The organism is Bacillus sp. RO2 (assembly GCF_012911845.1).
Lineage (GTDB): Bacteria > Bacillota > Bacilli > Bacillales > Bacillaceae_I > Sutcliffiella_A.
The window spans coordinates 14,957-38,089 of record NZ_JAAXCU010000021.1 but is presented as its reverse complement, the minus strand read 5'-3'; the positions used below and the strand labels follow the sequence as shown (position 1 = coordinate 38,089).

The following is a 23,133-nucleotide window of genomic DNA, read 5'->3' as shown; positions in this document are numbered from 1 at the left end:
AGGGGGTTCCACTTATGGCATATGTAAAACACTGGGCCGATAACGAAAAGATCAACAAGACGGAAAAAGCAAAACTGGAGAAGGATGGTCTTCGAATCCTCGATGACATCCCGCATTACGCGAAAAATGGATTCGACTCGATTCCTAAGGAACAATGGGATTTGTTCAAGTGGGCGGGGCTCTATCTGCAACGTCCGAAAGAGGATGGTTATTTTATGATGAGGGTCAATGTTCCGTCCGGGATTCTCACTAAGCCGCAAGTGGAAGCATTGGCTGGCATCGCGCGGGATTATGGCCGTGGTGTTTTTGATATCACGACAAGGCAGGCAATCCAATTCCACTGGTTGGAGATCGAGCAAATCCCGGACATTTTCGAACGACTCGAAGCTGTGGGACTTTCCAGTGCAGGAGCATGCGGGGATATCACCCGTACCATTGTCGGCAACCCGATTGCGGGCCTGGATCCTGACGAGCTTTTTGACACAACGGCGATTGTAAAAGAGGTCTATGATTTTTTTCAGAAGAATGAGGACTTCTCGAACCTGCCGCGAAAATACAAGATGTCCATCAGTGCCAATACGAAAAATGCATCGAATGCGGAAATCAACTGTGTTTCTTTTACACCGGCTACAAAAACAATAGATGACGTCTCGAAAAGTGGCTTCCACCTGAAGGTCGGGGGCGGGCTTTCCTCCAGGCCGTTTTTGGCAGAAACCATCGATGTGTTTGTAGAACCGGAAAGAACGCTTGAAGTAGCGATTGCGGTAACCACGATATTCCGTGATTTTGGCTATCGGGAGAAGCGCCATCTTGCACGCTTGAAGTTTTTAGTAGCCGATTGGGGACCGGAAAAGTTCAAGGAGAAGCTACTAGAACACACGGGTCCGCTGCCTTCCAAAGGAGAAGAGCCAAAAGAAGAATGGAATGCTGGTTACTTTTACGGGATTCATGATCAAAAGCAGGAGGGCTTAAAGTTTCTTGGCTTCAACGTACCAGTCGGACGCTTGGATTCTGAGGAAGTTTTCGAGCTTGCGAGAATTTCAGGAAAGTATGGAAACGGGGAGATCAGAACCTGTAATTCCCAGAATCTTATCATTCCGAACATCCCGGCGGAAAACGTGGAGGCGCTGTTAAAAGAACCGATATTCGAACGCATTTCCATTAACCCGAACTCCTTTCTCGGGCATGCGGTTTCCTGCACCGGTATCGAGTATTGCAACCTGGCATTGGTAGAAACCAAGGAACGTATGCGCTTGATTGCAGAAGAACTTGATCAGCGCATCAGTTTGGACGTTCCAATCCGCACGCACATGGTCGGCTGCCCCAATTCCTGCGGCCAGCGTCAAATTGCTGACATCGGCCTGCAGGGGATGAAAATGCGCAATGAGCAAAAAGAGATGGTCGAAGCTTATGAGATTTATGTTGGCGGAACCTTGAATAAGGGCGGCAAGTTCAATGAAAAGCTGAAGGGGAAAGTGGCGGCTGAGGAATTGACGGATGTCCTGGAAGAGCTATTAATCTACTTCCGTGACCAGAAGACAAAAGGGGAATCCTTCTTCGACTTTGTTGGACGCGTGGGAGTTTCCACCTTGCAAGGCGTACTAGATACTATTTTAGGAAAAGAAACCGATGGCATATCTGTATAGATTTGACGTAACCATAGAGGCCAAGGAAATTGTATCCGTCATCTTTGCAGAGAACGATGAAGCGGCTTTTGAACACCTAGATGTGGAGCTTGAGAAATTTTATTTAAAAGAGCCCCAAGTAAAAGAAGTTATTTTACGAGAGAAAAAGCGCATTGGAAAGAAGAGTGGCTATATTTTAGATCCAGAGGAGAAAGGGTGGTAGCGCATGACCGGAAAAGTATATTTGGTGGGAGCGGGTCCCGGGGATCCCGAATTGATTACAGTGAAGGGGTTGCGCCTACTCGAGCAGGCGGATGTTATTCTCTATGACCGCCTTGTGAATCCGGAACTACTAAACTATGCAAAAAAAGAGGCGCAGCTTGTCTACTGCGGAAAGCTGCCCCATTACCATACGATGAAGCAGGAAACGATCAATCATTTTCTCGTAAAATATGCGAAAAAAGGATTGCAGGTCGTGCGTTTGAAAGGAGGCGACCCGTTTGTATTCGGACGGGGCGGCGAGGAGGCAGAGGAATGCTTCAAGCAGGATGTCCCTTTTGAAGTCATACCGGGGATAACTGCTGGAATCGGAGCGGCTGCCTACGCCGGCATTCCTGTTACCCATCGGACTTTAAGCAAAAGTTTCGCCTTTGTCACGGGACACCAGGCTGGCGACAAAGAAGCGGAGCATCAATGGGCAAATCTTGCACATGCCGTGGATACAATCTGTGTTTACATGGGGGTTTCGCAGTTGCCGAATATACTTAAACGTCTGCAGGAAAATGGGAAGTCTTCTAAAACACCAATTGCGTTAGTGCACTGGGGTACGTTAAATGAACAAAAGACAGTCGTTGGTACGCTTTCCAACATCGAGCGGAAAGTAAAGGATGCCAACATCTCCAATCCGAGCATGATTGTGATTGGGGAAGTGGTGAAACTGCATGAGAAGTTGCACTGGTTTGAAGAAGAGGTAGTGCCACATTTGCCTGTCGTGCACGGTTAGAAGGGAGCGGTTTTTGTGACTAGAGCCATTTTATATGTGGGGCATGGAACACGGTCGAAAAAAGGAGCGGAGGAAGCGAAGGAATTCTTGAGGCGGGTCTTTGCTAGAGTTGATGCACCAATCCAGGAAATCAGTTTTCTGGAACTGACCGAGCCATACATCCCGGAAGGGTTTGAGCGCTGTGTGGCAAAAGGTGCGACTGAGATCATCGTGGTTCCTGTCTTTCTTTTAACAGCTGGTCATATAAAAGAGGACATTCCGGAAGCGCTCGAGCCGCTGTGCTTGAAGTATCCGGAGGTTAGCGTGGAGCTTGTCCCGGCATTTGGAGTACAGGCGCGGATTGTGGATGCAATTTGTGAATTGGTGAGGACGGCAGTTGGGAAGGTGGATGCTGAGGATTCTGTTTTGCTGGTTGGCAGGGGGAGTAGTGATCCCGTTATTCATGAGGCCTTTGCCAAGATAAAAACGGGGCTTGAGGAGAAACTAAGCGTTTCGCGAGTAAGTGTCTGCTATTTGGCGGCCACCACGCCATTGTTTGCCGAGGGTGTGGAGAGGATTAGTGTCGAGGCAGCTGGCAGAGTCCTGGTTGTGCCGTATCTATTATTTGCCGGCCTGTTGTTAAGTGAAGTAGAGCGGGAAGTCCGAAAAAGGCGGCGGTCCAAACAGGAAATTTTGTTAATCGAACCGTTGAGCCGCCACGAGGTAATTCAGGATATTGTGGTGGAGCGGGCTACTGTTTCAGGAAAGGAGGAGGCGAGAGTTGCAACCGTTGATTATTGATTTGAAGGAAAAAAAGGTAGTCATAGCCGGCGGCGGGAGGATTGCGGCTCGGAAAGCTAAGGTGCTGGATGCGGAGCAGGCGGATATCACGTTTATTGCGCCTGAATTTTCAGAGGAAGTGCGGGAGTTGTCAGCGTTGAGAGGGTATCGGTTGATTGAGCGGGGAGCGGAGGCGGGAGATTTTGCAGAGGCGTTTTTAGCCATCTTAGCGACGAACAACAGAGAGGTTAACGCTGCATTGGTTCGCTCGTTGCATGAGTCGCTGCTAGTTTGCGTGGTAGACGAGTCAGGGGAAGGGAACGTCACATTCCCGGCAACTGTCAGGCGCGGAAATCTGCAGATAGCCGTGACTTCCAACGGATCCAGTCCTAAATTGACCCGTAAGTTGAAAAGAGAGCTGGAGGAGCAGTTTGACTTTAGCTGGATTTCCTATACAGAGTTTCTGGCCGAATATCGGGAGGTGGTGAAGCAGCTGCCGTTATCTTTTGAGGAAAAGGGTGAGCTGCTGTGGGGGATATTGGAGGAGAGGTACAGGTTGGATATAGAGTCTAGGGGGGAGAAACTGGAGGAGTTGTTGAGGTTAAAGGAAAGGTTGATATCATAGCAGTTGATGAAAAGCGGTCGTACTTGTCGGATTGTACGGGCGTTTTTTTCTGTGTGGAAGAAGTTTAAAAATCAAAAAATAATCTAATACTAATAAAATAATACATTGACAAATTTTCCAACAAACCTATATAATCTTCTCAATATCAAACGTCGAAGAGGACTAGTAAAATGATTTCGTCTATCCAAGAGAGGGTGCCGAGTGGTGAGAGGCAGCCATAGATGAGCATTTGAACCTGCCTCAGAGTTCTGCATCAGAAACGGTGCAGCGGTTCAAAACCGTTACCATGAAAGAGAGTAAAGCTTTGCTTTGAATGAGGGTGGTACCGCCAGAAATGGTCCCTTATTTTGAGCGGGGCTTTTTTTATTTAGCTGAAAAATGGGTTTGGCATCAACTCGGGGTGTTTTGGCACGAATTCGTCTCATTTTGGCACGAACTCAGTCCATTTCCGCACGAACTCACTTCATTTCGGCACGAACTTTTCAAAAAGGAGCAAACCAACATGTCTAATAAAAATTTCGTAGAAAAAATTACCAACATGGACGAAGATTTCGCGCAGTGGTACACAGATGTTGTCACCAAGGCGGAACTTGTCGACTACTCCAGCGTCCGCGGCAGCATGATCATCCGTCCATACGGATACGCACTTTGGGAAAACATAAAAGACGCACTCGACAAACGGATCAAAGAAACCGGCCATGAGAATGTTTATATGCCACTTTTCATTCCGGAGAGCCTTCTGCAAAAAGAAAAGGACCACATCGAAGGCTTCGCACCGGAAGTGGCTTGGGTGACCCATGGCGGCGATGAAAAGCTACAAGAACGCTTAGTTGTCCGTCCAACATCTGAAGTACTTTTCGGTGAGCACTACAAAAACATCATCCATTCTTACCGCGACCTGCCGAAGCTTTACAACCAATGGGCAAACGTCGTTCGTTGGGAAAAGACAACCAGGCCGTTCCTAAGAACGCTCGAATTCCTCTGGCAGGAAGGACATACGTGTCACGAAACAGACGAACAGGCACATGAAGAAACGGTGAAAATGCTTAACGTCTACGCAGAAATATGTGAGAACATCCTGGCAATCCCTGTCATCAAAGGTCAAAAGACGGAAAAAGAAAAATTCGCCGGAGCCAAATACACTTACACAATTGAAAGCCTGATGCACGACGGAAAAGCATTGCAGTCAGCCACCTCTCATCATCTGGGGGACGGTTTTGCCAAAGCTTTCGGTATTCAATTCCTCAACCGTGAAGGCAAGCAGGAATATGTTCAGCAAACTTCTTGGGGCTTTACGACCCGTATCATTGGAGCGATGATTATGGTCCATGGCGATGACCGAGGTCTTGTCGTTCCTCCGAGGATTGCGCCAACGCAGGTGATGATTGTGCCGATTGCTCAGCACAAAGAGGGCGTGCTGGATTTTTCCTATGATTTAAAAGAAAAGCTGGCCAAAACCATTCGCGTTGGAATTGACGCGAGCGACAAGAAGCCTGGCTGGAAGTTCAATGAGTACGAAATGAAGGGGATTCCATTAAGACTGGAAGCTGGTCCTCGGGATATTGAACAACAACAAGTAGTCCTTGTCCGCCGTGACACTGGGGAGAAATTGATCACACCTATTGAAGGACTGGAAGAGAAAATCCAAGAAGTCCTCAAAGACATCCAGAAAAACCTTTTAGAAAAAGCACGTTCCCACCGCGAAGAGAAAACGAGTGTGGCGACGACTTTCCAAGCCTTCAAAGAGCAAATCGAACAAAAAGGCGGTTTCATTAAAGCAATGTGGTGTGGGGATCAAGCGTGTGAGGATAAGATAAAAGAGGAGACGAGCGCCACTTCCCGCTGTATGCCTTTTGAACAGGGGCAAGTTGCCGAAACTTGTGTGTGTTGCGGAAATGAAGCCAAACATATGGTATATTGGGCTAAGGCATACTAGATCGATTAAGGGGAGAAAGCCATGCAACTGGAAAAATTCATCGACCGTAGAAAGACGCATTCTGTCAAATGGTTTATCGAAGATCAAGACATCATTCCACTTTGTATTGCAGATATGGATTTTCAGGTTTCAGAAGATATTGTCAGTGCCATCAGTCAAAAAGCGACACACGGTATTTATGGCTACAGCACGTTTTGTGCAAGATACTATGACGCTGTTGAATATTGGTGGAAAACGCAGTACGACTGGGAGTTGAAGCAGGAGTGGATCTCGTTCAGTCCGGGAATCATTCCTGGGATGAACCTTTTGCTGAAGGCGTTAACGAAACCGGGTGATGCGGTAATCGTGCAGGATCCTGTCTATTACCCTTTCTTTTCTACCATACAAACACAAGGCTGTTCCATCTTGCATAATTCCCTCCTCTATTCCGAGGACGGCTATCAAATGGACTTTGAGGATTTTGAAGAAAAAGCGGCGCAGCCTAACACAAAGGTATTTATCCTCTGCAGTCCTCACAATCCAGTCGGAAGAGTTTGGACAAGTGAAGAATTACGAAAGATTGGGGAGATTTGTGAAAAGCATGGAGTGATCGTCATCTCAGACGAAATGCATGGCGACCTCACTTATCCGGGATACAAGCATATTCCGTTTGCTAAGGTGCATCCGGACCATCTGAATTTTTCCATCACCTGTGCGGCACCTAGCAAAACATTTAACATTGCCGGAATGCAAAGCTCTATTTTCATTATTCCGAACAAGGATATCAAAGAGAAATACGAGACATTGTTGACTGGATTTGGATTAATGCGCCCCAACGCATTCGCCGTTGAAGGAACCATCGCCGCCTACTATAAAGGGTTGCCGTGGCTTCAAGAAGTGAAGGAATATTTGAATGCTAATTTGGAGTATGTCTGCACCTACTTGAAAGAGCATATCCCTGCCATAAAAGTAGTAAAACCAGAGGCCACTCATTTGATTTGGTTGGATTGTAGGGAACTGGGAATCGCTGCACATGAATTGCATTCCTTCTTTTTAGAAAAAGCGGGAGTCCGCCTAGACGAAGGAATGAAATTCGGTGCAGGCGGCCAAGGGTTTGAACGCATTAATATTGCCTGCCCACGCGAGGTGCTGACCGAAGCGCTATTAAGAATGAAATCTGCAATAAGAGAAATGGAAACCTGCTGACGAACTTCGTTAGCAGGTTTTTCTTTTAAAAATAGGAATATTTGGTATATTAGAAGAAAAGAAAAATAGGAGACCAAACAATGAAACTACTGGAACACAACATATAAAACCGCATCCGCGGACCTCCAAGCCTTACTTGGCGCCAACTATTGAATTTTAAAAAATGGAGGGTAAATATATGATAACTGATCAACTTTTTCAACACTATTTAAAAGAGGCGGAAACCGATTTTTTTGGATGGGATTTTTCCCACATAACAGAAACGGGCCGCCTTGCATCAGGAATGCTTTCCTGGTCATACGGCAGCATGGCAAAAACATTAATGGCAGATGCCACTTCCATGCTCGACATGGGAACAGGCGGGGGAGAGCTGCTTTCCAAGCTGCAGCCATTTCCGCAGACTGTCTGCGCAACGGAAGGCTACAAACCAAACTTTCCTATTGCAAAAGAAAGACTGGAACCTCTGGGTATAAAGGTGGTCGAAGTGGAGCCGGACAATGAGCTGCATTTTCCAGACAAGCACTTTGACCTGATCATCAATAAACACGAGGAGTACGATCCTAGTGAGGTTAGAAGAGTTTTGCAAGACGGAGGAACTTTTTTGACCCAGCAGGTCGGTTGGACTGACTGCCAAGCTATCAATAGACTTCTCCGTGCGGAGATTAATGAAGAGTATAGGAATTGGAATCTTGAATTTGCACATAAGCAATTGGAAGAGCACGGTTTTCAAGTTCTTCTCAGTAAAAAGGAATACCCAGTGCAACGTTTTTATGATATTGGTGCGCTTATATACTATTTGAAGGCCATTCCGTGGCAGGTGGTAGATTTTCAGGTGGAGGATTATCTGGATCCCTTGTATGAGCTTCATTTGAAAATACTTCGGGAAGGGTATTTGGATATTAAGCAAGACCGGTTTGTTTTGAAGGCGATGGGCAGATAAACTGGTTTGCTATTAGATTTGTGGAACTATGTGGTTTGGCATGAATTGTATCTAGTTTGGACAGTATTTAGGTCTAAATGGACAGTAAATCCCAGAACTTCGACAGTAAGCGATAATATTGAATCCATAACCGCATATATAATTTCACCCGTCCCCCAAGCCAAAAGGATATAAAGGGGTTTAGTCAAAATGAAACTAAAAAACGTAGAATTAGAAACAACATTATCTGAAAAAGCAAGTGAACTAGACTTTTCAGGAGTTATCCATGTGGAGAAAAGCACTGGAATCATCCATGCCAGTGCACATGGTCTCTCCAACCGGGTAGATTCCATTCTCAACACAACCAATACAAAATTCGGAATCGCTTCAGGCTGCAAGCTCTTTACTGCGATAGCCATATGTCAGTTGGTAGAGAGCGGTGCCCTTTCGTTTCAAACAACATTAAACAGTTTGTTGAATGAATATTTCCCTCATTTCCATGAAGAGGTGACGGTCCACCATCTGCTGACTCACTCATCTGGTATTCCCGACTATTTTGACGAGGATGAAATGGATGATTTTGAAGAGCTTTGGGTGAAGAATCCAATGTATCATATGAGACAACTAGAAGACTTCCTTCCGTTGTTCCAAAATCAACAGATGAAATTCAACCCTGGTGAAACATTCCACTACAATAATGCCGGTTATATAGTATTGGGTTTAATTATTGAAAAGGTAGCGGGAGTGCCTTTTACTAAATATGTAGAGGAGCATATCTTCAAGCCGGCGAGAATGGAGGATTCCGGTTACTTTTCTCTAGATTGTCTGCCTGCCAACACGGCGCTTGGTTATATCGACAAGGAAGATGGTTCCTGGAAAACTAACAACTACTCCATTCCGATAAAAGGTGGGGCTGACGGTGGAGCGTATGTTAAAGCAAGCGACATGGCGAAACTTTGGAAAGCACTAATGAACGGGAAACTAGTAAGTAAAGAAATGGTCGATATAATGACGACACCATGCATTCAAGCGGGTAATGATTACTACGGCTATGGAATTTGGATAGAGAAAGCCGAAGACACAATAGTAAAATATCATGTGATGGGTTATGACCCGGGTGTAAGCTTTGCTTCTGGTTACTACCCGGAATCAGAAACGATTGTCGTAATACCTTCCAATAAGGAAAGAGGTCCTCACAAGTTGATGTACTTAATTGAGGACCATATTTGAATAAGGAGAGAGGCATACCTGTTTGATGGTATGTCTTTTTTTATTAGTGATTGGTGTAAGAATGGGTACCCCTTTATGTCGATGCGTGTCGAATAGCCTTTACCCAGTCCAAAGTGGCTAATAAAACGAAAAAGTGGCTAATAAATCTTCAAATTGGACAATAAATTTCCTGAGTAAAATAGAAGCCTAGTAATCTTCGCGATCCTCAAAAAAGAAACCACCCAAACTCTCCGCTGTAAAATCAAAATCCGACACCCTTCACAAACTCTTAACCAAAACCACACTCACCCAATGTATCTTTTTACGTTTTAATTCCCTTTAATAGGGTAAAGAATAGTATTTTCCACTCAAACACCCAAAAGGAGGAACGACCCACATGACAAAAGCAATTTTCTTAAACTGTTCACTCAAATCTTCCAGCGAAGAATCTAATACGGAAGCACTAATGAAAGAGGTCATCACCCATTTCAACAACGAAAACGTAGAGTCCGAAATTGTGAGGATAGCAGATTACAATATCAAGTTTGGCGTTAGCGAGGACGAAGGATATGGCGATGAATGGCCGGAAGTGTTCAACAAGGTATTGCGAGCGGACATCGTCATCATCGGTACGCCGTTGTGGCTTGGTGAGAAGAGTAGTGTCGCAACGATGGTGATGGAGCGGCTTTATGGCGGAAGTGGACTAACGAATGATAAAGGGCAATATATTTACTATAACAAGGTGGGAGGTGTGGTTATAACAGGTAACGAAGATGGCGCGAAGCATGCGGCAGCGTCTATACTTTACGGGCTATCGCATATTGGCTTTACAATTCCGCCGAATGTGGATACATACTGGGTAGGAGAAGCAGGTCCAGGATCATCGTATATCGAAGCGGAGGGACACAAGAACGATTTCACCATGGAGCACGCCAAAATTATGGCCTATAACCTGGTGCATTTTTCAAAAATGCTTCAAAACAATCCCATCCCTGCAGAGGGAAATGTAGTGGAACAAAGCTAGAATCCAATAAAAGGAGCTGTATCCATTCATGGAAACACAAACGATAAAATCATTATCCCAACGATTTATGAATGTTCGTGACCTCACCATGAAGCTTGTTCAACCACTAGAAACGGAAGATTTCATTATTCAGTCTCACCCGGATGTCAGTCCACCAAAATGGCATCTGGCCCATACCACCTGGTTCTTTGAGCGCTTTGTGCTTAAAGAGTACTTCGAGAACTACCGAGAATTCCATCCAACATACGATTTTCTTTTCAATTCCTATTACGAGACGGTAGGGCCGTTCCAGCCAAGGCATCAACGCGGAGTACTCTCAAGACCAAGCATCCAAGACATTTTCCAATTCCGGAGTTATGTTGATAATTATATCGTGGATCTGCTCGAGCAACAGGAGGATACCAAGTCTGAACAGACGGACAAAATTCACAGTCTCATAGAAATTGGCATGCAGCATGAACAACAGCATCAAGAGCTGATTTTAATGGATGTAAAATATAATTTTTTCGTTAACCCGTTGCATCCAGTCTATAAAGAATTCCAATCTAGTACATCATCTGAAAAAAGAGAAGCGGCCTTCCACACTTATGATGGCGGCCTTATTGAAATCGGCCACAACGGCGATGGCTTTGCTTTTGACAATGAAAGCCCGAATCATAAAGTTTGGTTGGAGCCATTTAAACTCTCTGATCAGCCTGTCACAAATGGAGAGTATTTGGAATTTATTGAAGCAGGCGGTTATCAGAAGCCTTATTACTGGCTGTCGGACGGCTGGAATACGGTAAAAAAGAATGACTGGCAGGCTCCTCTTTACTGGAGTAAGGAAGATGGCGAGTGGTTGATCTTTACGCTTGCAGGCAAAAAGAAACTCAATCCAAATGAACCAGTTGTCCATGTCAGCTTCTATGAGGCGGATGCCTTCAGCAGATGGAAAGGCAAGCGTCTCCCTACAGAAGCAGAATGGGAGCATGCAGCAAGGGATCTGGAGATAAAAGGAAACACGATGGAAACGGGCAACTACCATCCAGCAGCATCCAATCAATCGGCTGATTCCAGAATGTTTGGCGATGTGTGGGAATGGACAGCAAGCGCCTACTCCCCATATCCGGGAAGCAAGCCGCTTGAAGGGGCACTTGGCGAATATAACGCTAAATTCATGTGCAACCAGATGGTGCTGCGCGGTGGATCCTGTGCCACCCCACAAGACCATATCCGAAACACCTACCGCAACTTCTTTCCAGCGGACAAACGCTGGCAATTCAGCGGATTCCGATTGGCGGAGGATGCACTATGAGATTATTAGAAAATAATATTCAAAGCTATGATTTTTATATAGAAAAAGAAAACATGCGCGAGGAAATTATCAAGGGGCTTTCTGCTCCGGTCAAAACCATTTCCTCTAAGTATTTATATGATCATCGGGGTTCCGAGTTATTTGAGATGATAACGGAGCTGGAGGAGTATTATCCGACTCGGACGGAAATGAAGATTTTCACCAATAGTATAGAAGAAATCACTTTGGCTGTTGGTGATGTTCATACGCTAATTGAATATGGCAGTGGAAGCAGCAATAAAATTAAGGCATTGCTTCATAATTTTAAAAGCCTCAAGGAATACGTGCCAATTGATATATCGCGTGACTTTCTATTTCAATCTAGTTTGGAACTAGCGATGCAATTCCCTCATATCACGATAAAGGCGGTTTGTGGGGACTATACAGGTCCACTCACCTTGCCATTGGAAGCGAAAGGCAAGAAGGTGATATTTTTCCCTGGGTCAACCATCGGAAACTTCGAGCCGGTGGAGGTCCGGAATTTCCTACTGAAGTCCGCGAAGCTTTTGGATAAAGGAGATGGCTTCCTCATTGGTGTTGATATGAAAAAGGACATCGAAACATTGGAAAAAGCTTATGATGATACGAAAGGAATTACGGCTGCATTCAACCTTAACCTTCTGACCAGAATGAATAGGGAGCTCGGGGCAAATTTTAACGAGGAACAATTCGAACACCTTGCCTACTATAACGAGGAAAAAGGCAGGATTGAAATGCACCTTGAAAGTCAATGCAATCAGAAAGTGAACATCGGAGACCATGAATTCTCCTTCCGGGAGGGAGAAACCATCCACACGGAAAACTCCTACAAATATTCCATTGACCAGTTCCAGAAGCTGGCAATGGAGTGCGGGTTTAAGCCAAGCAAGGTATGGACGGATAATGAGGAGAAATTTAGTGTGCATTATTTAAAAAAGTGAAAAATTGAAAAAGGTATTCGCACATCTTCATCTTGTGTGAATGCCTTTTTTGCACTTACGCTAGCTTTAAAAATATGATATTTTTTTACTATTCAATCTTTCTAATTAAGAAAAACAAAAAATGAAGGAGTTTGCTAGTTATGAAAACTATACATACAGAGAGATTAAACCTGCGCCCTTTGAAACTTCAAGACGCCGACCGTGTCGAGGAACTGGCAAGTGACTATGAACTTGCTAAAACAACACTAAACGTACCGCATCCTTATCCAGCGGGATCTGCAGCGGATTTCATTCGAAGCATGTGGGCAGCAGAAGAAAAGGGGCTAGTCGTCTTCGCAATCGTGGAAAAAGAAAGCGACAGTCTTTTAGGCATTATTAATATCAAGCAGACGCTTGCATACAAACGGGGCGAGCTTGGATACTGGGTAGGCCGTCCTTACTGGGGTAAAGGCTACGGGACCGAAGCGGCACGTGCTATGGTGGAGTATGGATTTAATGTGCTTGGCCTGAACAAGGTATTCGCCGGTGCTTTTACTGATAATCCAGGTTCTTGGCACATCATGGAAAAAGTGGGCATGAAGCACGAAGGAACGTGGCGCCAACATGCAATGCGGGACGGGAGGTTTGTGGACCTCGCCTATTATGGGTTGCTGCGGGAGGAGTTTGAGAGGGAAGGGTGAATTTTGAGGGGAATGATTTCCTATTTCAATAGGGGGGAATTGGGGCGAATAGTGTTTTGGCACGAACTTGAGGTGTTTTGGCACGAACTTGGGGTGTTTTGGCACGAACTCGAGGCATTTTGGCACGAGCTGGGGGTATTTCCGCATCAACTCGATGTGATTAGGTCCTTACCTCTTCTCTGACCTCCAGATTTCAAGCTCGCCACCAAATTTGTGTTCCATACGATCTTAATAAGACGCGATTTCTAAGCTCGTCACCAATTCCAAGTCGTCTACCCATACATTCCTCATAAAATAAAAAAAGCGACAGTATCCATCCACACTGTCGCTTTTCTCCTATAGTACCTATTCCCCAGCTACCAAAACCTCCACTCCAGCAGCCTTCAGTTCATCCACTTTCTCTTTATCTGTCTCCGCATCCGTAATCACCACATCCAACTTCCCAATAGGGAACATACCCGCAAACATCTCCTGTCCGACCTTCGTATGTTCAAACATGGCAACCAGCTTTTTCGAATTGCCGTAAACCGTTCTATAGAAAATAGCCACTTCCGGCGTTGCGGTACTCATCCCTTTTACAGAAAGAGCCCCGGCTGTTGCAAAACATAAATCAACCGTAAACTCTCGCACAAATTCATTGGCCAAAGCATCTGTAATATTGCCGGAACTTTTCACGTTACCGCCAATTAAAAACGTCGAGATGTTATCAGACCCACGCAAAGCATACGCGACTTCAAGTGAGTTGGTCAGCACCGTGAATGGAATATCCTTTGGTAGATACTTTAGCAGCACATAGTGGATCGATGCCCCTCCAATAAATACCGTCTGGTTAGCTTTAACATACCCTGCAGCCATTTTTGCAATGGCATTCTGGTGTACCGTGCCGTCCCCGAAACGCTCGGCTGGCGGACGTGGCATAGTACGAACGGATGTTACCGGGATTGCACCGCCGTGTGTGCGTTTCAATAATCCCTGTTCTTCCATAATGGATAGGTCTCGGCGGATGGAATCAATGGACATATTGAATTGATCAGCCAAATCCTTGGCAAGTACTCTTCCGTCCTGTTCTAAAACCTTCAATATTTCTCCCCGTCTTTCATCTGTAAACAAAATCATCACCCAATGTTTAGTTTCAACTTCTTTCCTATTATTTTATGTTTATTCCTGGTTAGTCAATAATTAATTTCGTGTTTTTGCCTTTTTGTACTGTTTTTCTAATTGTAAAAGGATAAAACATGCAAAGAGTCGAAAAGTGTAGGATGCGTATTTTGAAAGAAAAGGTGATAGAGATGTACAGGATTCCGGAAAGCGTGCAAAAGGTTTTAGACCTTTATATAGATAAGTGCAATAAAGAGTTGCCAAGATTGTTAGATGGATTGTACCTTCATGGATCTATTGCGATAGATGCTTTTCTAGAAGGGCAAAGTGATATTGATTTTGTTGCGGTGACTAGCCGGAAGCTGACAAATGACGATGCATCTATTCTAAAAGAGATCCATTGGAATCTTGCAGAAACATGCAAAAACCCGCAGGTGGATGGCATATACGTGCAATTGTCGAACCCAGAGGAAGAAAGCTATTTTTACAACGAAGGGACGTTTGGCAAAACGGTGCACGATAACCCTGTTACTTGGTGGCTCCTCAAAAACAATGGGATAACGGTCTTGGGACCCAAAGCCAAAGACCTCCCCATTCACGTAACAACAGAAGATCTCACAGTCTATGTACGAAAAAACATGAACGACTACTGGGCGACAAGAGTTATGAGCATGGAAAAGATAAAAGAACAGTTAATGACTTACCCGGTTGAACAGATTGAAACCGAAATGGAATGGACAGTGCTGGGGCTGCTGCGCCAATATTACACATTGAGCGAGCATGGTATCATCTCCAAGTTAGCTGCAGGGGAATACGGACTGCGTCAACTTGAACCCAAATGGCATGACCTCATACAAGAGGCGATTAATAGTAGGAAAGGCAATTCAGAAAGAATCTTTGCTACAAACGAAGAGAGAGTGAATGCCACCATCCATTTTGCTAAAGAGCTGATTAGCTCTTGTAAGGAAAAAAGAGTGGTTATCCTAGAAGGTTATCAACCAGAACATTTTGAAGAACTAATAAACTATAAGCTTACTGAAAGTCAGTTAACATTCACTTCACATCCCAAAGATGCGTTATTAGCTTGTGAAACAGACAGTGGAAGGCATCCCGTAGTTATTTTAGAAAAAGGGAAGACTGCAGGTTTTTTCGTTCTTTATCAAGGGGAGGAACTTCCAAGCTATACGGACAATCCTAATGCCATTCTATTACGGGCATACTCGGTTGCTGTTCCTTTTCAAGGAAAGGGTATTGCAGGTAAATCACTAGAGTTGCTGCCTGAATATGTGGAACGGAATTTCCCTCATGTGGATGAGGTGGTTTTGGCAGTAAACGTACGAAATGAAGCGGCACAACGGGTGTACCTGAGAGCGGGATTCAAAGACAATGGAAGAAGAATTATGGGACGAATGGGAGAGCAGTATGTGTATCGAATAAGAGTAAGAGAAGAGGTAAGGCAATGAAGCATGCACTTGTAGTTGGTGGAACAGGGATGCTTTCCGAGGTTTGCATGTGGTTAGACTCTCAAAACTATCACGTTTCTGTCATTGGAAGAAATACGGAGAAAATGAGCCGCCTTATAGAGCAAGTAGATAAGGGGAAAATAACCTCTTTGCTTGTCGACTATAACAAAGTGAATCTATTAGACATTTATCTAAAACAGACAATTCATGAAAATGGTCCAATTACACTTGTGGTTGCATGGGTTCATACCGGTGGAGAACAAGGGTTAACGAAAATTATAGAAATTGTTGCCGAGCCAAGTGAACCATGGGAGTTGTACCACGTTCTTGGAAGTAGGGCAAAGCTGTCACAGGTGAAAAGGGAACTCTACATTCCAGTAAATTGCCATTATTTTCAAGTCCAACTGGGCTTCAAGCTAGAAGAGGACCGAGGAAGATGGCTGAACAACCATGAAATTGCTGATGGAGTTATTAAAGCCATTCAACGTAAAGACTCAACCTCTCTAGTTGGAGTGTTGGAACCAGCGAATTTGCGACCATGAAGGAGAATGCATATGACCTATCAAGAAGCATTAACCCAATACATTCAAGCAACAAATACCCACAATTTCGATAATGTAGAAAAAATGCTCCATTCCCATGTGGTATATTGGTTCACCAATAAAACCTGTACAACCATGGAAGAAATCCGTGACTTTTTTGAAAACGCATGGGACACCATCAAAGAGGAAGTTTACTCGGCAAAGGATGTGCAGTGGATTGCGGTGGATGAGCGCACTGCCACATGCCTCTATACCTTTCATTACGAGGGGTACATGAATGGGGAGTTCATTTCTGGCAGTGGTCGTGCGACCAATGTTTTTGTTAAAGAAAAGGAAGAATGGAAGTTGATTCACGAGCATTTGAGCCGATAAAAAGAAAAATGGTTGTTAAAAGGGGAATGTGATGAATTGCAAAATAGTATTTTTTGATATTGATGGCACCCTCACGCATCATGAGGACGGAAGTATTTCAGAGAAAACAAAAGCGTCCATTCAAGCATTAAAAGATAAAGGAATCATTGTGGTCGCTGCAACGGGCCGCCCGCTTTCCATGTGCGAGGAGATTCGGGAGCTTGGGATTGATACATTCATCACAGCCAATGGAGGCTATGCCAAGCATCTAGAAGAGGTTATACACAAAATCCCGCTGGATAAAAAGGTGATTGAAGAAGTGGTTCAGTTTGCTTCCGAACAGAATCATGGGCTTTCTTTTTATACGGAAGGCTTTCATATGAATGAGGTGGAAGAGCCGCGAATTGCACAAGCGTTGAAAGAAACACTTGGGGTACTAGGTTTAGAGGACTTTTCGTTGATGGACCACAGTAAAGAACAGGAAGTCTATCTCATGTGTTTGTTTGCGGCGGATGACATGATGGACCCATATATAGAGAGATTTCCGCACCTGACTTTCAGGAGGTGGCACCCATATATCCTGAATGTCCTGCAGGAGGATGTGTCTAAATCTGTTGCCATTATGAAACTGTTAAACTACTTTGGGATCGACAAGTCCGAGGCGGTCGCATTTGGGGACGGGGAGAATGACGTCGACATGCTCGAGCTTGTTGGCTATGGCATTGCGATGGGTAACGGCAGTGACAGGTTGAAATCGGTTGCTGACTTTGTCACGAAGAAATCCAGTGAAGATGGAATTGACTATGCATTGAGAAAGCTACAAATTATTTAATTTAGGAGGAACACAACCATGTTCATACATAAAATTGACGAGGAACTCTCTTTGAAACTAGCAGAGGAAAAAGATGCAGAACGACTATTTGAGCTAACTGACAACTCCAGGGAGTATCTGCGCGAGTGGCTGCCATGGCTGGATTTCACAAAGAAGGTGGAGGACTCTAGGAATTTTATAAAAGGAACGAGACAAGGCTATGCGGAAAATAAATCGATGACCACGATGATTGTTTATAAAGGGGAGATTGTTGGTTCGGCAAGCTACAACACCCTTGACTGGACGAACAAAGTGGCATATATAGGGTACTGGCTGGATAAGGATTATCAAGGGAATGGCATTATGACGAGGGTGGCGGAAGCACTGACGGACTATGCCATTATGGAGCTTGGAATGAACCGTGTCGATATCCGTGCGGCGGTGGAAAATGTGAAAAGCAGGTCTATTCCAGAAAGACTCGGTTTTATGTTGGAAGGAAAGATCCGTCAAGCGGAATGGCTGTATGACCATCATGTCGATCATGCAGTGTACGGAATGCTTGCAGAAGATTGGAAAAAACGAAAAGCTGGAGGAGTGTAAGCTGAAGCGGAAATATTTGTGGTGGGGGTCAGGGGGGATCATTTTGGTCCTGCTCCTGTCTTTTGTTTTTTGGGGATCGCCTTTGGGGCTTTGGACGAACAAACAGGCATTTGAAGTGTATCTGGAAGAAAAGTATGGGAAGGATTTTGTGATGAAGGAGATCTCGTTTGATTTTTTCAACACGAGAAAATATAACGCTTATGCCTATGCAAAAGACGAACCAGATCTTTTGTTTTATGTGGGACAGAATCGGTATACAGGAGAAACGGAAGATGGGTACACTTCCGAAATTTGGGGTGCTGCGGCAAAAGAAGAAATAGGTCCATTGATCGAAAAGGCTTTTCCCGATAACTTCAATTACGGAGTGGATATCCTTCTTCATGAAACTTACAAGGAAGTGTACCCAATTCCTGACTACAAAGAATATACAACGGTTCAAGTGGGGATATCTCTAGATCAGATAAGAGTGGACACTTCGAACAACGAGAAGGAAATGGAACGCGCCTTTTTTCTTTTACAAGCACTAAAAGAAAAAGGAGTTCCCCTCCATCATTTTGGCATCAGCTATAAGAACCGGACTCTTCAATTGCAGGAGGAGGATATCCTTAAGATCAATAACTTGGAGGATTTGGAAGAGTATTTAGTGTTATATCGACGATAAAAGTGTAATGGGGGAAAAGAAATATGTCTTTTCATATATGGGAAGGTGCAGTGGTACGCTTGCGACCGATTCAGCCTTCTGATTGGGAGAAGTTCCACCAGGACGGAATGGATTCCGAGATTGCCAGATTAAATGATGCCATCTATGGGCCAAGGACGGAAGATGGAACCAAGAAATGGACAGAGCGAGAATCGGAAAAAGGTTGGGATGGCCATAACTTTAGGCTTGCCATTCAGAATTCAAACGGAGAGCTTGTAGGTAGTATCAGCACAAATAATTGCGACACTCAAAATGGCACCTTCAACTACGGCGTCAGTATTTTTCGTGAACATTGGAAAAAAGGGTATGCGAGTGATGCCATTAGGATTGTTCTCCGCTACTTTTTTGGCGAACTAAGGTATCAGAAGGTCAATGCCCACGTATATGCTTTTAACGAGGGTTCCATTAAGCTGCATGAACGTCTCGGTTTTGTGGAGGAGGGACGACTGCGGAATATGGTGTACACGGACGGAAAATACCATGATGTGTTGTTGTTCGGAATGACTTACGAAGAATTTATGGGGAGGAGCGGTTTGCATGAGTGCACTTTTTAAAAGAATTGATACCGTATTTTTAGAGGTTACTGACATGCCTAAGTCCATCAATTGGTACACAGAGGTACTCGGCTTTTCTGTTAGATGGCATGACGAAGAAAACGGATATGCGGCAATTGAGATGGGGGAGACACCTCTTACACTTGTGCGAGCGGAAAGTGTGACACCAGGATCCCATTGTTTATTGAACTTCTATTCTTCTGATATTCATGCTGCACATCAGAAACTTAAGGAGAACGGTGTTTTGGTAGAGGATGTTATAGATTACGGGACGGTTTTATCGTTTGAATTTAAGGATCCGGACGGGCATATTTTAGGGGTATGTTATTTTGAGGAATAGTCGGTAATTTATATAGATAAGGGATATTTTGGAATGTAATGTGGTAGTTGCAAGGCTATGATATCGTAAAATGGATATATCATTTTTACAATGGATATATGGACCTTAACGATGGATATATCATTTTTACAATGGATATAGTGGCTTTTACAATGGATAAAACGATTTTACAATGGATATCCGCATTTTCACGACCCAATCAATTGGTGCGGGACCGCAAAAATAGAATATGCTACCTTAAATCAAACATAGTTACCCAAAACCACATTCAAAAAGAGCATATTGTACATAAAAAAGAAGCCTTTCCACATACCAGAAAGGCTTCTTGCTCATTGTAATCTCTTAATCAAAAACTCGACTCTCTCCTCATATCCCTCATCAAGCGAAGACAGTTTGGGAATCGCGATTCCGTCCACGAACTTCTTTCCTCTGTAAAAGATGTAGTAATCCTTGGTTTCTATCATTTTCGAATGGTTGTCAAAGTGAAATTTTGCATTCCCCGCAAGGAAGAAATCATCTCCCTCCTGATACCGCACAACCATTTCCTCTTCATAAACGCGCTTCCTGAACAAAATGACTCCAGCAAAAAAAGTGATGACCTTTATGAAAAGGAACGCAACCAACAACGGAACCAGAAATGCCATAACGGCGGACATGGCAAATATTCCAGTAGGAACTTCTCCGTACATCATAAGCAAATCAAAAAAAGAATTAATGCTAAAAATTATAGCCCCTACATAAAAGAGGATTCTCCCGTATCGCCAAGGTTTATAATGATCAACTAACGAGGATAAAGCGTGTCTTGTGACTTCGTATTTAAATTCTATGTGGCGCATGGTAGGTTCCTCCGTTTTCTTCATGATTATTATCCTACCACTGGAAGGGAAGAAGGAAACATATTTTACATTTAAGAATGGCAAAAACGTAGCTGCCCCTGCCCCGTTATCTAACTCTTCAGGTCACCAACTGGTTTCCCTTACCTCAGCCATGCCCAACCACCTTATCCTCAAACTGTTCCCAATTCGTTACCTTTTCCAAGACAATCGAAAGCAACACGCCCATGATTAACCCATTCGCTAAGAACGGTTGCAAGAGCACTGGCAACGGACCGAACACAGCCGGCGAAGTATTCATCAAGCACACTCCCAATAATACAGGCGCGGCCAAACGGAAAATGGTATCCGAATTAAAAACAGCGCCTCGCAAACTGCTATAAGCGGTCCCGAACAACTGAAGGTACGCCACAAACAGTACCGCATTACCCACCGTCATTGGCATTGTCACCAAGAAAGACGTCAACGGTGGCACCAGTCCAATGGCGGCAAGCATGATGCCGCCTATGAAAAACGGCTTTCGATCCAATATTCTCGTACTCTGCAAAAATCCAATTGTCGACGTGAACGGCGTGTAAGGGACAAGCCCGAACAGGGACGCAATCACAGAGAACAATCCGGTAAAAAAGAAAGAATTCCTGAATTGTCCGGGCTTGGGGGTCTCACCGTAAAGGTCTGCTGCAGCCTGAACGGAGGCAATCGTGTTACTCATATTCAGCACCCCGGCGAAAAATGCGACCGCAATAATACCGTATTCAAGGTTCGGGGCACCAAGCGGGAACAGGTCAAAGGCAAAAGCTGCAGCTGGCGCATCCTGACCGCCACCCGGGAACAGCAGGACATACAAAATCCATCCAATAACAATCCCTATGAGAATAGCGAAGTTCCCAATAACCCTAGGTGCCTTTATTTTCAACACACTAACAAAAATAACCAGCACAACAGATAGGATGCTTACAGGCACATTCATCACACCATCTTCTGTCACACCGAGCATCCCCTGAAAAAATACCATCATTAATTGGAAGGTTAATAAGAAAAGGTACACCGTCATAACCATCGGTGTGAAAATCCTAGGCAGTACAGATGTCCAGCCAAAGACTGCAAGCAACATCGTAAAGCCACCCGCAAGCAGCAATCCTGTCGCAACACCACCACCGATTTCTGTAAAACTCATCCCTAACGAAGAAGCAGTGAGTCCAAGATTCAGCATCACGCCCCACAATAAACCAGAGTGGCCCTCCAGCAGCGGGTAGCGATGCCCCAGCCAGCCCTGGAAGATGCATGCCAGCCCAGTGAATAGTAGGGAGGCACTCAGCATCATCCGGCTCACTTCCGGTGACACATCAAAAGCGGCCCCGACCGAGAGCGGAACCACAACCGTATTGGCGAAAATGAAAAAGAGCCATTGTATCGAAGAAAACATCGTAAACGATGAGATTAATTTATTCATAGAAGTTCCTTTCTTAGTTGCATTTGTTGTTCAGTGTGTGCATAAAAATGTTGATTCACATGGACCCTAGTTCCTTCAGATGTTGATTTTGCATCTATAAGTAAAGCAATTATCACTATTAAGTTAAGTATAATAAGAATTAGAATCGCTCTCATTCTATTCTCCTGCCTCTCTCCAAATATATGGTATCATATGTAAAACCATATGGATGATATTTGTTTTGTTGTGGAATCATATGAAAAACATATAGGAGATGAAATCTGGATGGATATTCGGCAATTGCGCTATTTCACCGTCATTGCGGAAGAGAAAAACATTTCACAAGCTGCTCGGAAATTACATATGTCCCAGCCACCATTGAGTCAACAATTAAAGTTGATGGAGGAGGAAGTGGGAGTAGGATTAGTTCACCGTGAAGGAAAGAAGCTCCGGCTGACGGAAGCGGGAGAAAAGCTCTATCACCATGCTGTACAAATTACCAAATTGATGGAAGAGGGCATGGAGGAAGTGAAGGAAGTAGGAGTGGGGTTAAAAGGCTCTTTGAAAATAGGGGTGAACACTCTTTCAGAAATGTCGCTATCCAAATTGTTATTCGCATTTAAAGAAAAGTATCCTATGGTAACCTATGAAATCCATCAAAATGAGTCGGGTCATCTATTTGAGCTCCTACGTGAGCGAGCCATAGACTTGGCGGTCATTCGTTTTCCCGTTCAATCAGATGAATTTGCCCATTTTATGCTAAAGAGGGAACCGTTCTATTTTGTCAGCCGAGAAGCTTGGAGTGGATCATTAACATTAGAGAAGATTGCTGGCCAATCGCTGGTTCTGCCAAGCACCAAGGGGCAAGGGTTGTATGATTATACGCTTCAGTCTTTTGGACAAAGAGGCTACGAACCAAATATTGTGTGTGCAAGTTCGGATTTAACCCTACTCTCTCGTCTCGTCCAACAAGGCTTTGGAGCAACCTTGATTCCAGAAAGTGCGATGCACATTTTTTCTGGTGCGAAAATCTACTCGTATCTGGTGGAGGATGAGGATCTGTCCTCCCAATATGGAGTTGCCTGGATGAAAAAATACTATTTATCGAAGGTAGCAACCAGGTTTCTCGAGATGTATAAGGAAATCACTCGAAACCCTCTGGGAAGTTGATGTATAATAGAACTAGTTATA

General features: G+C 44.3%; 25 protein-coding genes and 1 other annotated feature. Of the genes, 22 read left to right on the top strand and 3 right to left on the bottom strand.

Annotated elements, in window-relative coordinates; all coding sequences use genetic code 11:
- Window positions 1–14: 14 nt before the first annotated feature.
- The 13 genes from HF078_RS03765 (at window position 15) to HF078_RS03705 (ending at window position 13,218) form a co-directional block, all read left to right on the top strand.
- The gene (locus HF078_RS03765) at window positions 15–1,646 is read left to right on the top strand and encodes a nitrite/sulfite reductase (protein ID WP_169289909.1); all 1,632 of its coding nucleotides are present in this window, start codon (window positions 15–17) and stop codon (window positions 1,644–1,646) included.
- On the top strand, window positions 1,630–1,848 hold the full coding sequence (locus HF078_RS03760) for a DUF3906 family protein (RefSeq protein ID WP_169289908.1): 219 nt from the start codon (window positions 1,630–1,632) through the stop codon (window positions 1,846–1,848). Before HF078_RS03765 ends, HF078_RS03760 begins: the two co-directional genes overlap by 17 nt.
- 3 nt (window positions 1,849–1,851) lie before the next feature.
- Window positions 1,852–2,628, top strand: coding sequence for a uroporphyrinogen-III C-methyltransferase (gene cobA, locus HF078_RS03755; protein ID WP_169289907.1), 777 nt, complete (start codon window positions 1,852–1,854; stop codon window positions 2,626–2,628).
- Window positions 2,629–2,643: 15 nt separating this feature from the next.
- Complete coding sequence (locus tag HF078_RS03750; protein ID WP_169289906.1) at window positions 2,644–3,408, top strand: CbiX/SirB N-terminal domain-containing protein; 765 nt, start codon at window positions 2,644–2,646, stop codon at window positions 3,406–3,408.
- Window positions 3,389–4,012 (top strand): precorrin-2 dehydrogenase/sirohydrochlorin ferrochelatase family protein, encoded by a 624-nt coding sequence (locus tag HF078_RS03745; RefSeq protein ID WP_169289905.1) that lies wholly within the window; start codon window positions 3,389–3,391, stop codon window positions 4,010–4,012. The genes HF078_RS03750 and HF078_RS03745 overlap by 20 nt, the downstream gene beginning before the upstream one ends.
- Window positions 4,013–4,155: 143 nt before the next feature.
- Window positions 4,156–4,358 (top strand) — a binding site (T-box leader).
- Between the two features lie 156 nt (window positions 4,359–4,514).
- A complete protein-coding gene (proS, locus tag HF078_RS03740) occupies window positions 4,515–5,948 on the top strand; it encodes a proline--tRNA ligase (RefSeq protein ID WP_169289904.1) in 1,434 nt (477 codons plus the stop codon).
- 21 nt (window positions 5,949–5,969) lie between these two features.
- A complete protein-coding gene (locus tag HF078_RS03735) occupies window positions 5,970–7,133 on the top strand; it encodes a MalY/PatB family protein (RefSeq protein ID WP_169289903.1) in 1,164 nt (387 codons plus the stop codon).
- Window positions 7,134–7,311: 178 nt separating this feature from the next.
- A complete protein-coding gene (locus HF078_RS03730) occupies window positions 7,312–8,073 on the top strand; it encodes a class I SAM-dependent methyltransferase (RefSeq protein ID WP_169289902.1) in 762 nt (253 codons plus the stop codon).
- A 189-nt stretch (window positions 8,074–8,262) separates the two neighbouring features.
- Entirely contained in the window at window positions 8,263–9,282 is a 1,020-nt protein-coding gene (locus HF078_RS03725) for a serine hydrolase domain-containing protein (RefSeq protein WP_169289901.1), read from the top strand.
- Window positions 9,283–9,658: 376 nt separating this feature from the next.
- Window positions 9,659–10,285: a flavodoxin family protein gene (locus HF078_RS03720; protein ID WP_060664069.1), complete on the top strand. Its 627-nt coding sequence runs from the start codon at window positions 9,659–9,661 to the stop codon at window positions 10,283–10,285.
- A 28-nt stretch (window positions 10,286–10,313) separates the two neighbouring features.
- On the top strand, window positions 10,314–11,579 hold the full coding sequence (gene egtB / locus HF078_RS03715; RefSeq protein ID WP_169289900.1) for an ergothioneine biosynthesis protein EgtB: 1,266 nt from the start codon (window positions 10,314–10,316) through the stop codon (window positions 11,577–11,579).
- Entirely contained in the window at window positions 11,576–12,538 is a 963-nt protein-coding gene (gene egtD, locus HF078_RS03710; protein ID WP_169289899.1) for an L-histidine N(alpha)-methyltransferase, read from the top strand. The genes egtB and egtD overlap by 4 nt, the downstream gene beginning before the upstream one ends.
- Window positions 12,539–12,678: 140 nt before the next feature.
- A complete protein-coding gene (locus HF078_RS03705) occupies window positions 12,679–13,218 on the top strand; it encodes a GNAT family N-acetyltransferase (RefSeq protein ID WP_169289898.1) in 540 nt (179 codons plus the stop codon).
- 345 nt (window positions 13,219–13,563) lie between these two features.
- Here HF078_RS03705 and HF078_RS03700 read toward each other — a convergent pair whose 3' ends face one another.
- Entirely contained in the window at window positions 13,564–14,328 is a 765-nt protein-coding gene (locus HF078_RS03700) for a DeoR/GlpR family DNA-binding transcription regulator (RefSeq protein WP_169289897.1), read from the bottom strand.
- Window positions 14,329–14,453: 125 nt separating this feature from the next.
- Between HF078_RS03700 and HF078_RS03695 the strand changes: the two genes are divergently transcribed.
- The 8 genes from HF078_RS03695 (at window position 14,454) to HF078_RS03660 (ending at window position 19,677) form a co-directional block, all read left to right on the top strand.
- On the top strand, window positions 14,454–15,779 hold the full coding sequence (locus tag HF078_RS03695; protein WP_205831515.1) for a GNAT family N-acetyltransferase: 1,326 nt from the start codon (window positions 14,454–14,456) through the stop codon (window positions 15,777–15,779).
- Window positions 15,776–16,321: a short-chain dehydrogenase gene (locus HF078_RS03690; RefSeq protein ID WP_169289895.1), complete on the top strand. Its 546-nt coding sequence runs from the start codon at window positions 15,776–15,778 to the stop codon at window positions 16,319–16,321. The genes HF078_RS03695 and HF078_RS03690 overlap by 4 nt, the downstream gene beginning before the upstream one ends.
- A 12-nt stretch (window positions 16,322–16,333) precedes the next feature.
- Window positions 16,334–16,693 (top strand): nuclear transport factor 2 family protein, encoded by a 360-nt coding sequence (locus HF078_RS03685; protein WP_169289894.1) that lies wholly within the window; start codon window positions 16,334–16,336, stop codon window positions 16,691–16,693.
- Window positions 16,694–16,724: 31 nt separating this feature from the next.
- Window positions 16,725–17,504, top strand: a complete 780-nt coding sequence (locus HF078_RS03680) for a Cof-type HAD-IIB family hydrolase (protein WP_169289893.1) — start codon at window positions 16,725–16,727, stop codon at window positions 17,502–17,504.
- 18 nt (window positions 17,505–17,522) lie between these two features.
- Entirely contained in the window at window positions 17,523–18,083 is a 561-nt protein-coding gene (locus HF078_RS03675) for a GNAT family N-acetyltransferase (protein ID WP_169289892.1), read from the top strand.
- Between the two features lie 82 nt (window positions 18,084–18,165).
- A complete protein-coding gene (locus HF078_RS03670; protein ID WP_169289891.1) occupies window positions 18,166–18,744 on the top strand; it encodes a hypothetical protein in 579 nt (192 codons plus the stop codon).
- A gap of 23 nt (window positions 18,745–18,767) precedes the next feature.
- Entirely contained in the window at window positions 18,768–19,337 is a 570-nt protein-coding gene (locus HF078_RS03665; protein ID WP_169289890.1) for a GNAT family N-acetyltransferase, read from the top strand.
- Window positions 19,321–19,677 (top strand): VOC family protein, encoded by a 357-nt coding sequence (locus tag HF078_RS03660; RefSeq protein ID WP_169289889.1) that lies wholly within the window; start codon window positions 19,321–19,323, stop codon window positions 19,675–19,677. Before HF078_RS03665 ends, HF078_RS03660 begins: the two co-directional genes overlap by 17 nt.
- A 329-nt stretch (window positions 19,678–20,006) precedes the next feature.
- Here the strand turns inward: HF078_RS03660 and HF078_RS03655 are convergent, their stop codons facing one another.
- Both HF078_RS03655 and HF078_RS03650 read right to left on the bottom strand, forming a co-directional pair.
- The gene (locus HF078_RS03655; protein ID WP_169289888.1) at window positions 20,007–20,537 is read right to left on the bottom strand and encodes a hypothetical protein; all 531 of its coding nucleotides are present in this window, start codon (window positions 20,535–20,537) and stop codon (window positions 20,007–20,009) included.
- A gap of 121 nt (window positions 20,538–20,658) precedes the next feature.
- A complete protein-coding gene (locus tag HF078_RS03650; RefSeq protein ID WP_169289887.1) occupies window positions 20,659–21,963 on the bottom strand; it encodes a uracil/xanthine transporter in 1,305 nt (434 codons plus the stop codon).
- A 264-nt stretch (window positions 21,964–22,227) separates the two neighbouring features.
- On the opposite strand from HF078_RS03650, the gene HF078_RS03645 reads away from it, so the two are divergent.
- Entirely contained in the window at window positions 22,228–23,112 is an 885-nt protein-coding gene (locus HF078_RS03645) for a LysR family transcriptional regulator (protein WP_169289886.1), read from the top strand.
- Window positions 23,113–23,133 lie beyond the last annotated feature (21 nt).